Here is a 13,295-nt window from a genome sequence, read left to right as displayed (position 1 = left end):
AAGCATTAGCCAAAAACATAGAATCCAAAGTCTATGAATATGGATTTTTGCTCCCTTAGGTATAAGTATCACATACTGCGTATTTTTGCGATCTCATCACGCAATCGTGCGGCTTCTTCAAACTCAAGCATTTTTGCAGCTTGGTGCATTTTGGCGCTAAGCTCTTTGATAAGTGAATCTCTCTCACTTTTTGGAATCTTCTTAGCCTTGGCACCCTTTTCATACAATCGTGATAAGCCACTAGATTCTATCTTTAACTCTTCTTCGATATTGCGTTGCACGGACTTTGGCGTAATATTGTGTAGCGCGTTAAATTCCTCTTGCTTGGCACGGCGATAATCTGTGATTTCAAAAGCACGCCGCATAGAATCTGTGATTTTTTTGGCATACAAAAGCACCTTGCCATTGACATTGCGCGCTGCACGACCCATAGTCTGTATAAGGCTTGTCTCGCTACGCAAAAAGCCCTCTTTGTCTGCATCAAGGATAGCAATCAAGCTAACCTCTGGGAGATCTAGCCCCTCACGCAAAAGGTTAATCCCAATGAGCACATCAAATTCCCCCAAACGCAAAGCGCGTATCAGGTGATTACGCTCAATAGAATCTATATCGCTGTGCATATAGCGCACCCTAATACCCAACTGAGTGTAATATGTGCTAAGCTCTTCTGCCATTTTTTTGGTTAGTGTGGTGATAAGCACACGCTCTTTTTTTTCTACACGCACCTTAATCTCATCAAGCAAATCTAGGACTTGTGAATCTGAATCTCTTACTTCATAGAGTGGATCAAGCAAACCTGTAGGGCGGATAATTTGCTCGGCGATATTGTTTTTGCTAAGCTCTAATTCTAGCTTGGCAGGAGTAGCAGAGACAAACAGAAAATGTGGGGCTTTGGTGATAAACTCATCAAAACGCAATGGGCGGTTATCAAGCGCACTAGGCAACCTAAATCCATACTCTACTAGCACTTCTTTGCGACTCCTATCTCCTGCATACATACCACCAAATTGTGGCAAACTTACATGCGATTCATCTACGATGATAAGATAGGGCTTGTTTTTTTGTGCAAAATAATCAAGTAGTGAATATGGCGTCTCACCGGGGGCTTTACCTGTGAGATGACGCGCATAATTTTCAATCCCTTTGCAAATACCAGATTCTCTAATCATCTCTAAATCAAATTCTGTGCGACCTTTGAGGCGTTGATATTCTACTTGCTTATCTTGTGCGCTAAACTCTGCTAAGCGTGAATCTAGCTCGGATTCTATCCCTGCAATCGCTTGTTTTAAGCGATTAGCACCCACGATAAATTGATTAGCAGCATACAACACAAATGAATCTAAGCGCTTTAGCTCCGTGCGCTCCAAACTATCATACACACTAATGCGATCAATCTCATCACCAAAAAACTCTACACGCACAAACTCTCGCTCATTATAGGCTGGAAAAATATCGATAACTTCGCCCAACACACGCACATTACCGCGATCAAAAGTCGTATCATTGCGTGTATAACCCATATCAATGAGTTTAAGTAAAAATTCTCGTTGTGTGCGTTGTTCTCCAACTTCAAACTTTTCTATCATTGTGAGATATTCTTGTGGATTACCCAAACCATAATTTGCCGATACACTCGCAACAACAATAATATCATCATACGCAAGGAGCGAGGTAGTAGCACTCAATCGCAAACGCTCAAGATCTTCATTGATACTAGAATCTTTTTCTATAAACAAATCACGGCGTGGTATATAGGCTTCGGGCTGGTAATAATCAAAGTGTGAGATAAAATACTCTACATGATTGTTTGGAAAAAAACCCTTAAATTCACTATAAAGCTGTGCTGCAAGGGTTTTGTTGTGTGTCATAATAAGTGTGGGCATTTGCAAGGTCGCAATGATATTTGCCATACTAAAGGTTTTGCCACTTCCTGTAACACCTATAAGCGTGGAATATTGTGCGCCATGTTGGATAGAATCTACGATTTTTGCGATAGCTTGGGGCTGATCTCCTGCTGGTGTGTATGAGGAATTTAGCGTAAAACTTGCCATAATTCTCCTTGAGACTAAAAGGCTTTATGTTATAATTTTGCAATCAAAATTTTACCCCACCAAATCTTATAAGGACACAAAAATGGATACGCAAATTATGGAAAAATTTTCACAAAAAATCGAAGAAATGTTGCAAAAAATGAATGCTCAAAAACTTGAAATAGATTCTTTGCGCACAAAAGTCCGCGAACTTGAAGCTGATAATCAAGCTAAAGATACGCAAATTTCTAACCTGTATGATCTTCTTGGCTCACAGAAAAAGGGCATAGAAGATCTCTTTAGCAAAATAGAGGAAGGTTTGCGTTATGAATGATCCACTAAAGATCAATATAGAGGGCAAACTTTTTTCCTTTTCGACAAGCAAACTCTCCAAACAAGCACAAGAGGAGCTTTTTGCGTTGTTTTATGAAGATGGAGAACGCAAACAAATCTCTATCGTGGAATTACTCCAAGCCTACATTATTGCAATTGAAAAATATGCCAAGATTCACACTTCGCTAGAACTTCTCTATCACGAAATAGAAAATGCCTCCATTTCCCCACAAAACATCACGTCACAAACTATGCAAGATTCACAGCCATAACTATTAGGGATATATGTGCATACTTTTGTCCTTGTCGCTCCTTTAGGCGTATCCTCTCCCCCACTTACATACCAAACCCAAAGCCCTTGTGAGCGTGGCACACTCTTAGAAATTCCACTTAAAAATAAACATATCTTGGGTGTCGCTCTCACACCACAAACACAACACATAGGCTTTGAGTGCAAACTCGCATATCCAAGCAAATACGAATTTTTGCCAATCCAAAAGCTTTTGGCAGAATTTATCGCGCAATATTATTGTTGTAGCTTTTCACAAAGCTATGGGCTTTTTACGCCAAAACTCATCACTGATACATTCACTACACAAGCACACGATGAGCCAATCACGCCAATCCTTGCGCTCTCACAAGCACAAAATGACGCCTTAACATTTCTCAATGCCACGCAAAACCCTCTGCTTTTTGGTGATACCGGCAGTGGCAAAACAGAAATCTATATCCACCTCATCGCACAACATCTCAATAATGGACAAAAAGCACTTTTTTTAATGCCTGAAATCTCTCTCACGCCCCAAATTGAACAGCGATTGCAAAAGGTTTTTGGCGATAAAGTGGGGATTTGGCACTCCAAAATTACAGCTAAAAAAAAGCAAGAAATCCTTACAAAACTCCAAAATGGCACGATACAAATTATCGCCGGTGCGAGATCGGCACTCTTTTTGCCCATAGAGAATCTAGGGCTTATTATTATTGATGAAGAACATGATGATGCTTATAAATCACAATCCACTCCACGCTATAATGCTAGAGATCTTGCGTTGTATCTTGGCAAACACACTTCTATCAAGGTTGTCTTAGGATCTGCCACGCCATCGCTTAGCTCATATGCCAATGCCAAAAAAGAACACAGAATCTATCGCCTTAGGGGGCAACACTTTGATAGCAAAAAATCCTATATTTTTGATGATACGCCATTATACGCACCCTCTCTCATAGAACTAGTGCGACAAACATATGAAGCTCATAAACAAAGCATTGTCTTTTTGCCTACAAGAGCGCATTTTAAAACGCTTTTTTGTCAAGAATGCGGTCAAAAAGTGCAATGCGTATTTTGTAGCGTGAGTATGAGTTTGCACCTTGATAAACACGCAATGATTTGCCATTATTGTGGCTACACACAAGCAATCCCCAAACATTGTCCCAAATGCCAAAGCCAAAACCTCCAATCCCAACGCATAGGCACACAAGAATTTGCCAAAGAAATGGCAGAATATTTTCCTGCTATGCGTGTGGGCATATTTGATCGTGATCATATTACAACACATAGCAAACTTCAAAAAACCCTCAAGGATTTCAATGATCACAAACTTGATATGCTCATAGGCACACAAATGCTAAGTAAGGGGCACGATTATCACAATGTCGCACTCTGTGTGGTAATGGGCATAGATTATGTGCTAAATACTATAGATTATCGCGCCAATGAACGCGCTATGAGTTTGCTCACACAAATTTCTGGACGAAGCGGACGCAAAGAAAATGGCATAGTATATATCCAAACATTGCACAAAGATTTTTTTGCTCCTTTTATGCAAGATTATGAAAAATTTTTGGCATATGAGCTAGAGTATAGACCAAGATTCTATCCGCCATTTGTGCGACTTGCTAATCTTGGTTTTGCGCACAAACTCCAACACCAAGCCCTCTCACAAATGCAAGAAGTGCGAGAAATTTTAGAAACACTGATACAAAAATCCACGACCCAAACAAAAAACATTGAAATTGTCGGAGCAAAAGCGTGTGATATTGAGCGACTTTATGGCAAATACCGCTATAATATTTTATTGCGATCGCATTCTGCCAACGCACTTATACAAGCTATTATGTATGTCAAAGAATGCGTAAAATTTAGCTTTGAGATTGATATAGATCCATTAAGCACGATATAATGTGCAGAAATTCATAAAAGGGGTGGAGATGAAAATAGCAGTGCAATGTGAGAATCTATTGCTACAAAGCACATTAGAATATTTTTTGCGTCAATACATAAGCCCACAAGAATCGTGCGATTTTATTCTAAGCGATGTGCAAAGAGTTACTAATAAACCTGTTTGCGTGCTTGGAGATTGCAATATCCCCCAGCCTTTCACACCACAATCTTTGCTCCAAGCCCTGCAAGATTTTTATGACAATCTCACACCCCTCCATACATCGACATTAGAATCTGAAATCTCCCAACTCCTTACAGAATACACGCACAAACTCTATGAACTCTTCAAAAAACACTCCTAATATCACCATTAGCACAGGCAAACTCAAGGGGCTAAAACTCCTCTTGCCCGCGTCATCTACCACGCGACCAACAAAAGCTATCGTGCGCCAATCATTTTTTAACACCATAGGTAGTGAAATCATAGATTGCGTATTTGTCGAGGGCTTTGGTGGCAGTGGCTCTATGGGAATTGAAGCCCTAAGCCGTGGTGCAAAAGAGGGTATATTTGTCGAGCGAGATTCACAAAGTGCGCAGATTCTCACACACAATCTCTTATGTGCAAAAAAACGCGCCAAAGAGTTACAATACAGAATCTACACACAAGATTTTTTTACCACCAAAGATATTTTGCATACTCTCCAAACATATAGTATTCTCTATCTTGACCCACCATTTGCGCTGCGAGAAGGTATGCAAGACATATATCACAAATGCTTTGAATTTGTCAGTAACATACATAATCCATATATTTGGCTTATAGCTTTTGAGGGAATGAGTGAGCAAGATATGCCCCAAACTTTAGGCAAATATGCTAGAATCAAACAAAAGAAATTCGGAAAAAGCACGATATCGTATTTTGCAGTCTAACTAAAGGGGGTAAGTATGGCAGAAGAGCAAGAAGCGCCTAGCACAGCAGGAAATGAGAAAAAAAACAAGGCAATTTTGTTTATTATTATTGGTATGGTAGTGGTGTTTTTGCTACTTGTTGGGATTTTGGTAGCAGTCCTTATGACTTCTGGAAATAATCACCAAGAACCACAAGCAGCACCAGCTACACAGCAAGAAGCGCAACCTCAAAAAACGGTCGTTAATGTTGGGACTTCTGTGAGTGCTAGAGCTAGTGATTATGGCAAAATGGGACCTCTTTTCCCTATCGCAGATGAATTTAAAGTAAATCTCTTAACACAAACAGGTAAAAAGATTCTACTTACAAAAATCAGTCTTGAGCTTGATAAACCAGAAAGTCAGCCAGAGATAGAAACAAAGCTGCCTGTGCTTTGTGATGCAATAATCGAAATACTCTCCTCCAAATCTTTTGAAGAAGTTGCCACCACAAAAGGCAAAAATCGTGTCAAAGATGAGATCGTGCAACGATTAAATGAGTTTCTTATCGATGGAAGTATCAAGAATGTCTATTTCACAAGCTTCCTTATTGGATAAGTATGCTAGGCATTGATGTCGTGCGTATATCGCGCCTTGAGCGTTTGATACAAAAATTTGGTATAAAAGGACTTAGACGCTTCCTTAACCAACACGAAATCATGCTTTCATCACGACACGATACATATAATTGTGCGCGTATAGCGGGATTTTGGGCAGCCAAAGAAGCCCTAAGCAAAGCGCTTGGGTGTGGGATTGGTGCAGAAGTTGGGTTTTTAGATATGTCTATTACCCTAGATTCTAAAGGCGCGCCACATATCGCGCTAGATTCTCAAAAAATGTCCTATTTTCAAGCCCAAAAACCTTTCGCACACATCGCGCTAAGTATCACGCATGATGCTGATATTGCCATAGCGTGTGTGGCATTGCGCTAAAGATAATTTCAAGCTAAGCAAAAGGAAACTTATGACAAAAAAGCGTGTTTTTTCTGGAATCCAACCAACAGGCACTATCCATTTAGGCAATTATTTAGGAGCGGTGAAAAATTGGGTAGATTCTCAAGAGATATATGAAAATATTTTTTGCGTGGTAAATTCGCACGCTATCACTATCAAGCAAGATCCAAAACAATTAGCACAAAAAACATATGAGCTTGCTGCAATGCTTCTAGCGTGTGGGATTGATACCAAAAAATCTAGTCTTTTTATCCAAAGTCAAATCGATGAACATGCCGCACTTGCGTGGATACTTGATTGCAATATTCCTATGGGTGATATGAGCAGAATGACGCAATTCAAAGACAAATCTGCCAAAAATCCTAAAAACATCAATGTAGGGCTTTTTAATTATCCAGCGCTAATGGCGGCTGATATTTTGCTCTATCAAGTCGATGGTGTGCCAGTGGGAGAGGATCAAAAACAACATCTTGAGCTCACAAGAGATGTGGCAATGAGATTTAATCGCGACTATGGTGAATGCTTCAAAATCCCAGAGGCGCTTATTCCAAAAGTAGGTGCGCGTGTTATGGGGCTAGATAATCCAGAATCTAAGATGAGTAAATCAAGTAGTGGTGCAAATCACGCAATCTTTTTGCTTGATACGCCAGAAGTTATTATGACTAAATTTAAAAAAGCCACCACAGATTCACACAATACTATTGTCTTTGATACCACGCGTCCAGGGCTTTACAATCTCTTAAGTATTTATGAAATTTTCACACACAAAAGTCGTGAATCCATCGAGGAAGAATTTGTGGGCAAAGGATATGGACATCTTAAAACTGCCATAGCAGAAGTTGTCATAGAATCTCTACGCCCTATTAGAGAAACATATGAAAAGCTTATGAACGATCAGGCATATATCAAACAAATCCTTGATGAAGGTGCGCAAAAGGTGCGTCCTATCGCTGCAAACACATATAACAAAGCCAAAGAGCTCGTGGGGCTCATATAAGCCTTAGATTCATCAAGCTTTAACAATTACATCAGTAGAATGTAGCTTGTATCTAATTTTTAGGAGGGTAATATGAAAAAAGTAAAATTACTAGGATTAGGACTTATGACAATCGCATTTGTAGCGTGCAATCAAGGTCCAAGCCCAAAAGAAATAGAAATCACAAAATGTGAAACACCAAAATATGAAGTGCTTTTTGAAACAAGCAGCATTAGTGGAACACAAGATCTCTATAGCACACAAGATTTCAAGGCATTACTAGGGAAGTTTATGCGAGATTCACAATGCTTTAGCTTTGTCCAAACGCCAAGCCAAAATACTTGGAAAATGGAAGTTACTTATAAGCTTACGACAAATGCTACAAGTCAAGACTTCAACATAGCTAAAGGGCAAAGTGAAGCTACGCTAAAATCTTTAGTAACTTTGGATTTAACACAACCAAAACAAAGCATCAAAGAACGCGCCAATGGCGAATTAAAGCTTAGCAAAGAACATTTTTTTGGTTCAGGTAAAGAAAGCGCAATCTCCAAAACAGAGATAGAGCGCCTCTTGACAGACAATATTGTCTTTATCATTGATGATTTAAGAAATAAATAAGCTTTATTTAGGAATTTAGGATATAATTCCACCCATTTCAAAAAAAAGGAGTTACCATGGCTTTATATGATAGAAACTACACAAATGTAGATGTTGCTTCTATGGCAGCGGCACAAGAGAGTGCATTGGTAAATTTCGTAAAAACAACATATAAGTTTTTTGGTGCGAGTTTACTTATCGCAACAATTGGCGCACTCGTAGGCTTTATGAATTTCCAAATGGTTATGGAAAATCGTATGCTCATCTTTATTGCAGAGTTTGTGGCATTATTTGGTCTTATGTTCTCACGCTCAAAACCTGGGTTAAATGTTGCTATGCTTTTTATTTTTACATTTCTCACAGGTCTTGCTATTACACCTTTACTTGCGTTTGTTATTGTCCAAAATGGCAGTGCGGGAGTGGTAGCGGCATTTGGTATGACAACTATTATCTTTGGTGTGATGAGCATTTATGGAATCAAAACAAAGCGTGATTTAGCAAGTATGGGAAAAATGCTTTTTATCGCTCTTATTGTTGTGCTTGTTTGCTCGATTATTAATATTTTCGTGCTTAGTATGGGATTCCAAGCAATCATTGCAGGTGCTGTAGCAATACTCTTTAGCGTATATGTAGCTTACGATACACAAAACATTATTCGTGGCTTATACACTAGCCCAGTAGATGCAGCAATCGCTCTATACTTGGATTTTTATAATATTTTTGTGTCTTTGCTACAACTCTTTGGTATTCTTGGTAGCAGAGATTAATCTTCTTTAAACTCCCTTGTATCACACAAGGGAGATTCTCTTAGCTTTTATTTCTCTTGTATCATTCGCAAATCATCTAATACTTCTTGTGTATGTCCTTTGGCGCGAATATTATAATAAGTCTTAGCGATATTTCCTTGTGGATTGATGAGAAAACTTGATCGTATAATACCCATCACTTTTTTGCCATACATCATTTTTTCACCATAAGCCCCATAACTACTCGCTATGCTTTTATCGCTATCGCACAACAAAACATGTCGCAAACCATACTTAGTAACAAAGTTATTATGAGATTTTGGACTATCTGGACTAATGCCTATCACAACACAATCAAGCGCACTAAATTCATCTAAAAGCGTGCTAAAGTCCTGTGCCTCTAGTGTGCAACCTGGTGTATTATCTTTGGGATAAAAATACACAACCACATACTTTCCTCTAAAATCTGCCAAACTAAATTCGGTATTTTGTGAATCTAGTGCGCGAAAAACTGGTGCTTTCATACCTATTTCTAATTTTTGCATACATAACTCCTCGATTTTCAAGCTTTTTGGGTTCATATTCTACATAAAATATTCTCAAAGATTGTATATTCCCTACAAACCCAACAACAAAGCAAGACAATATCAGAGAATCTAAAAACCTTATGCTTAACCCCTGTAATCATCTTGTATAGCGCCATCATAGCTCTATATACTATTGCACTTTGCACTACAGGCTAAAATCTTAGTAAGGTTTTAGCCAATTTAGTATACAATCCCACCCAAATTTATCCTCGATTCCATAAGGGTGTGCGTGTCATATTTTATTTCAAAAGATACCTTTTTGATTTCAGATTCACATTTTGGACACCAAGGGGCATTACTCAAAGAGCCTATACGACTTAAAACAGCACTCTCACACGGATTTGATAATTTTGATGCCTTTAGTATAGCGATGTGGAATAAAACCCTAAGCCCAAAAGATAGAATCTGGCATTTGGGGGATTTGTATTTTGGCAATGGCTATAAGATATTAAAAAAACTTAATGGCACAAAACTCCTTATTGTAGGCAATAATGATATTGGCAAATATGAGTATGTGCAAAACCTCAAATCCTGGAGTGTGTGCAAAAAACTACGCCTACAAATTCCCCAAAGTCGCCTCATCAAAGATCATCTCAAACAAAAATTTGGTAAAGAATCCCTAAAAAATCTCTATCTCAATGCCGTTGTATGCGACATAGAAGATGAGCGGATTATGTTTTCACATTTCCCTGTTTTTAATCGAAAGGTGCGCGATAGATTCACAAAAGCACGTGATATTTTAGATGAAACCTACAAACTCGCGCAATGCTCCCTTAATATACACGGGCATTTACACTCCAAAGAAAGTGGCAATGACTTTTGTATCAATGTGAGTTGCGAAAAACTTGGTTTTATTCCACGCAAATTAGGAGAGATTTTAGAATCTCATAAGAAAAAAAGAAGCTTTTATGCTTGAATTTTTTACAGCTATTAGCGTGGGTTGTGCAAAATGCAATATCCCAAAATCCAAAAGAGCTTTGCTTGAAAAACTCCAAAAACTTGGTGTCTTAGAATCTACACAAACCAAAGATATGATAAAACTCAAAGATGAGTTTCTTATTGGTATTGTTGATACGACTTTGAGTAAATCTCATAGCTTTTTGACACCATTGCACCCACAATACAAGCAAGATTGTATCCTCAAAAGCATTCCGCGCAATGTTTTTAGGGGCGACATCATTCTAGCCAAAAAAGAGCGTATCAAACAAGGAAAAATAAAAGGCATAATGCGCTATAAAAGCATAGCGCGGTTTTTGTGTGTGCTAGAAGCAAAAGAAAGTTTTGATATATGCGTATTGCTACAACACAAAGGCACGATATATGCCTTTAGCCTACAAAATGGACAAAGATTCACGCCCAAAGCCTCACAAAAATCCCTCCGCACATTGCCACCACATTGTGTCATCAAAATCGACTTGCGATCTCTTGAGATTCACAAAGTGCTAGGCGTGCTTGATGATCCAAACATTGACAAACAAATCGTGCTAGAACAACACGCCATAGATCAAGATTTCACACCCCAAAGCCTACTACTTGCACAAAGTTATGGCACACGCGTCCTAAAATCCCATTATCCACACAGGCGCGATTATACACATCTAGCATTTTGTGTTATCGATCCTAAGGGCGCCAAAGATCATGATGATGCGATTTATTATGATATAGCATCACAAACACTCTATGTCGCTATCGCCGATGTAAGCGAATATGTGAGCAAAAATAGCGCCCTTGATACACAAGCAAGAGCAAGAGGCTTTAGCGTGTATTTTCCAGATTCTGTCGTGCCTATGTTGCCATTTGCACTCTCTAGCGAACTTTGCTCATTGCAAAAAAATCGCTTGCGTCTTGCGCTTGTATGGGAGATTAGCCTCAAAAATGGACAAATGCAACATCACGCCCTTTATGAAGGAATCATCAAGGCAAAAGAATGTATTGATTATGAGAGCTTGGATTCTGCACTTACGCAAAAAAAACTCCCACAATCACTCAAATGGCTATATGCCTATGTTTCAGAGGTAAAAAAACTCCGTGCCAATCGCCTAAAAATCGGTTATGATCTCCATAGCCCAGATTCACACATACACTTAGATTCTATGGGCAAAGTAACACATATAGACCTAGAGCATACTTCCCTTGCACACCACATCATCGAAGAATCTATGCTTCTAGCCAATATTGCCACAGCACAAATGCTTCACGCACACACACCAAATGGGCTTTATAGAATCCACCAACCATCAAAAGAAAGTAAAACATTTCAACTCTTAAACGCCTTGCAAGATTTAGGTGCACCAATCATAAAATCTTCATTCAAAAATCAACTTAATGAGATTCAGCATTGGGCACAACAAAAGAGTGAGCGATTTGCACAAATCATAGATACACTCATCATTCGTTCTTTTAGCAAGGCGTGTTATAGCGCCACACCTTCAGAGCATTTTGGATTAGGGTTTGCACTTTATACGCACTTTACCTCACCCATACGGCGGTATGGGGATTTGTGTGTGCATAGAATCCTAAAATGCCTTTTGCACGATGCCAAGGGGTTAGAATACCTCATAGCAAATATGGAGAGTATCGCACAAGAGCTTAACCTCAAGCAAAAGAGTATTAGCTACCTAGAACGCGATTTTAGCAACCTAAAAAGTGTGCGATATGTCCTAGATCTTTTGGCACAAAACCCTAATAAACCCATTGTATGCGAGGCAATCTTGCTTGATGATAGTATAGAAAATGATGGGTTTGCAAAATGCCTAGCCCTAGATCTTATTCCAAATGCTTATATTTTGTTGCAATCTTGTGGGGAATTTGAAAAATTTGCAATTTTTCATGTGCGTATCACAGGAGCAGATCTCATTGCACGCGAGATTTATGGCACAATTACCAAAGCCAAATCCACAACCAAAAAGAGGGAAAATGTATAAAAAAGATTTAGATTCTCTCCTTACCAAACCAAACCCTCCAAGAGCCTATCTACTCTATGGCGCAAGTGAATTTCTCATCACACACTATGGCACAAAAATCGCCAAACTTTTGGCTAGCACCCAAGAGGTGCAAAAATTTTTTTATGATGAATGCAATGTAGATAATATCCACGCATTGCTTAGTCAAAATTCGCTTTTTGGAGGCGATACATTTATCCTTATGAAACTTGATAAAAAGCTTGATAAGAAATCTTGTGAATCTCTCCTTAGAGCCTTAGAATCTAACCCAAGCAATGCGCTTATTATCGAGTTTCATATCTCTAGCTCCAAAAGTGAAGCTGAATATATGCAAGATTGTCGCGCCTTTGCCAATGCATTTAAAAGCCCTAATATGCCCGTGGCAGAAGTGCGATTTTTTGAATTAAGTTTGCAAGAGAATCTAGAATTTTTACACGCTCACGCCAAAGATTTAAACCTCGAAATCCATACACAAGATTTGCGTTATATCCTAGAACTACAAAATAATAATCTCTCAATTGCGTATAAAGAACTTGAAAAATTTTGTATTGGGCTAGATTCACAAGGTGTGCGCCACATTAGCAGTGAAGAAGTGCGATTTTTGTGCGAGGGTATAGCGAGTTTTAGTGTTGAAGAGCTATTTTGTGCAGTTATGGATAAAAAACCATTTGTGAAGATTCTCCAAAATATTTACGAAGAAGGCACAAGTGAAGTAATGCTTGTGCGAGAGTTACAACGATTTTTTTACCAACTTTTTTTATTTTTTAGCTATATCAAAACGCATGGCAATCTCAATGCAAGCGAGATTTTGGGATTTACTCCACCAAAACATATTCTTGAGCGACAACGCAAATATTGCTTGTATTTTAAAGAGGCTGATTATATTGAGATTTTTGACTTACTAAACCGCTGGGATAGGGAAGCCAAAAGCGGCAAGAGCAAAAACTCCCTCACGACTTTAATAAAAATTCAAGCTATGCTTAGATAGAATCCACCCCTTAAGCCTTGCTCTTTTGTTTAAATAC

Annotated in this window: 15 protein-coding genes; 13 read left to right on the top strand and 2 right to left on the bottom strand. The window is 38.8% G+C overall.

Annotated features, from left to right (window positions below):
- Positions 1–68: 68 nt before the first annotated feature.
- Positions 69–2,051 carry an excinuclease ABC subunit UvrB gene (gene uvrB, locus B9T66_RS02635; protein WP_095627447.1) on the bottom strand — a complete coding sequence of 661 codons (1,983 nt, stop codon included), beginning with the start codon at positions 2,049–2,051 and terminating at the stop codon, positions 69–71.
- An 82-nt stretch (positions 2,052–2,133) separates the two neighbouring features.
- On the opposite strand from uvrB, the gene B9T66_RS02630 reads away from it, so the two are divergent.
- The 10 genes from B9T66_RS02630 (at position 2,134) to B9T66_RS02585 (ending at position 8,762) form a co-directional block, all read left to right on the top strand.
- Positions 2,134–2,364 (top strand): hypothetical protein, encoded by a 231-nt coding sequence (locus tag B9T66_RS02630; protein WP_095627446.1) that lies wholly within the window; start codon positions 2,134–2,136, stop codon positions 2,362–2,364.
- Positions 2,357–2,635 carry a hypothetical protein gene (locus B9T66_RS02625; RefSeq protein WP_095627445.1) on the top strand — a complete coding sequence of 93 codons (279 nt, stop codon included), beginning with the start codon at positions 2,357–2,359 and terminating at the stop codon, positions 2,633–2,635. Before B9T66_RS02630 ends, B9T66_RS02625 begins: the two co-directional genes overlap by 8 nt.
- Before the next feature lie 15 nt (positions 2,636–2,650).
- Positions 2,651–4,543 (top strand): primosomal protein N', encoded by a 1,893-nt coding sequence (locus B9T66_RS02620; RefSeq protein ID WP_095627444.1) that lies wholly within the window; start codon positions 2,651–2,653, stop codon positions 4,541–4,543.
- A gap of 28 nt (positions 4,544–4,571) precedes the next feature.
- Positions 4,572–4,886 carry a hypothetical protein gene (locus tag B9T66_RS02615; protein WP_257874575.1) on the top strand — a complete coding sequence of 105 codons (315 nt, stop codon included), beginning with the start codon at positions 4,572–4,574 and terminating at the stop codon, positions 4,884–4,886.
- A complete protein-coding gene (rsmD, locus tag B9T66_RS02610) occupies positions 4,861–5,454 on the top strand; it encodes a 16S rRNA (guanine(966)-N(2))-methyltransferase RsmD (RefSeq protein WP_095627443.1) in 594 nt (197 codons plus the stop codon). Before B9T66_RS02615 ends, rsmD begins: the two co-directional genes overlap by 26 nt.
- Positions 5,455–5,469: 15 nt before the next feature.
- Complete coding sequence (fliL, locus tag B9T66_RS02605) at positions 5,470–6,027, top strand: flagellar basal body-associated protein FliL (RefSeq protein ID WP_095627442.1); 558 nt, start codon at positions 5,470–5,472, stop codon at positions 6,025–6,027.
- A gap of 2 nt (positions 6,028–6,029) precedes the next feature.
- Complete coding sequence (gene acpS / locus B9T66_RS02600; RefSeq protein WP_095627441.1) at positions 6,030–6,401, top strand: holo-ACP synthase; 372 nt, start codon at positions 6,030–6,032, stop codon at positions 6,399–6,401.
- A gap of 31 nt (positions 6,402–6,432) precedes the next feature.
- Positions 6,433–7,419 carry a tryptophan--tRNA ligase gene (gene trpS, locus B9T66_RS02595; protein WP_095627440.1) on the top strand — a complete coding sequence of 329 codons (987 nt, stop codon included), beginning with the start codon at positions 6,433–6,435 and terminating at the stop codon, positions 7,417–7,419.
- A gap of 72 nt (positions 7,420–7,491) precedes the next feature.
- Complete coding sequence (locus tag B9T66_RS02590) at positions 7,492–8,016, top strand: hypothetical protein (RefSeq protein WP_095627439.1); 525 nt, start codon at positions 7,492–7,494, stop codon at positions 8,014–8,016.
- A 56-nt stretch (positions 8,017–8,072) separates the two neighbouring features.
- Positions 8,073–8,762 carry a Bax inhibitor-1/YccA family protein gene (locus B9T66_RS02585; RefSeq protein WP_095627438.1) on the top strand — a complete coding sequence of 230 codons (690 nt, stop codon included), beginning with the start codon at positions 8,073–8,075 and terminating at the stop codon, positions 8,760–8,762.
- Between the two features lie 47 nt (positions 8,763–8,809).
- Here B9T66_RS02585 and B9T66_RS02580 read toward each other — a convergent pair whose 3' ends face one another.
- Entirely contained in the window at positions 8,810–9,286 is a 477-nt protein-coding gene (locus tag B9T66_RS02580) for a peroxiredoxin (RefSeq protein WP_095627437.1), read from the bottom strand.
- Positions 9,287–9,557: 271 nt separating this feature from the next.
- On the opposite strand from B9T66_RS02580, the gene B9T66_RS02575 reads away from it, so the two are divergent.
- Genes B9T66_RS02575 through holA form a run of 3 tightly spaced genes read left to right on the top strand, consistent with a single transcriptional unit; the run spans position 9,558 to position 13,258 of the window.
- Positions 9,558–10,244 carry a metallophosphoesterase family protein gene (locus B9T66_RS02575; protein WP_095627436.1) on the top strand — a complete coding sequence of 229 codons (687 nt, stop codon included), beginning with the start codon at positions 9,558–9,560 and terminating at the stop codon, positions 10,242–10,244.
- Positions 10,237–12,252: an RNB domain-containing ribonuclease gene (locus tag B9T66_RS02570; protein WP_095627435.1), complete on the top strand. Its 2,016-nt coding sequence runs from the start codon at positions 10,237–10,239 to the stop codon at positions 12,250–12,252. The genes B9T66_RS02575 and B9T66_RS02570 overlap by 8 nt, the downstream gene beginning before the upstream one ends.
- Positions 12,245–13,258: a DNA polymerase III subunit delta gene (holA, locus tag B9T66_RS02565; RefSeq protein ID WP_095627434.1), complete on the top strand. Its 1,014-nt coding sequence runs from the start codon at positions 12,245–12,247 to the stop codon at positions 13,256–13,258. The genes B9T66_RS02570 and holA overlap by 8 nt, the downstream gene beginning before the upstream one ends.
- Positions 13,259–13,295: the final 37 nt, after the last annotated feature.

Source organism: Helicobacter sp. TUL (genome assembly GCF_002287135.1).
Classification (GTDB): domain Bacteria; phylum Campylobacterota; class Campylobacteria; order Campylobacterales; family Helicobacteraceae; genus Helicobacter_F.
The sequence above is the reverse complement of the archived record's forward strand: the minus strand, read 5'-3'. Positions and strand labels throughout refer to the sequence as shown.

Coding starts and splice junctions, on each gene's coding strand:
- uvrB (WP_095627447.1), bottom strand. CDS start 2,051: ATGGCAAGTTTTACGCTAAATTCCTCATACACACCAGCAGGAGATCAG.
- B9T66_RS02630 (WP_095627446.1), top strand. CDS start 2,134: ATGGATACGCAAATTATGGAAAAATTTTCACAAAAAATCGAAGAAATG.
- B9T66_RS02625 (WP_095627445.1), top strand. CDS start 2,357: ATGAATGATCCACTAAAGATCAATATAGAGGGCAAACTTTTTTCCTTT.
- B9T66_RS02615 (WP_257874575.1), top strand. CDS start 4,572: ATGAAAATAGCAGTGCAATGTGAGAATCTATTGCTACAAAGCACATTA.
- rsmD (WP_095627443.1), top strand. CDS start 4,861: ATGAACTCTTCAAAAAACACTCCTAATATCACCATTAGCACAGGCAAA.
- fliL (WP_095627442.1), top strand. CDS start 5,470: ATGGCAGAAGAGCAAGAAGCGCCTAGCACAGCAGGAAATGAGAAAAAA.
- acpS (WP_095627441.1), top strand. CDS start 6,030: ATGCTAGGCATTGATGTCGTGCGTATATCGCGCCTTGAGCGTTTGATA.
- trpS (WP_095627440.1), top strand. CDS start 6,433: ATGACAAAAAAGCGTGTTTTTTCTGGAATCCAACCAACAGGCACTATC.
- B9T66_RS02590 (WP_095627439.1), top strand. CDS start 7,492: ATGAAAAAAGTAAAATTACTAGGATTAGGACTTATGACAATCGCATTT.
- B9T66_RS02585 (WP_095627438.1), top strand. CDS start 8,073: ATGGCTTTATATGATAGAAACTACACAAATGTAGATGTTGCTTCTATG.
- B9T66_RS02580 (WP_095627437.1), bottom strand. CDS start 9,286: ATGCAAAAATTAGAAATAGGTATGAAAGCACCAGTTTTTCGCGCACTA.
- B9T66_RS02570 (WP_095627435.1), top strand. CDS start 10,237: ATGCTTGAATTTTTTACAGCTATTAGCGTGGGTTGTGCAAAATGCAAT.
- holA (WP_095627434.1), top strand. CDS start 12,245: ATGTATAAAAAAGATTTAGATTCTCTCCTTACCAAACCAAACCCTCCA.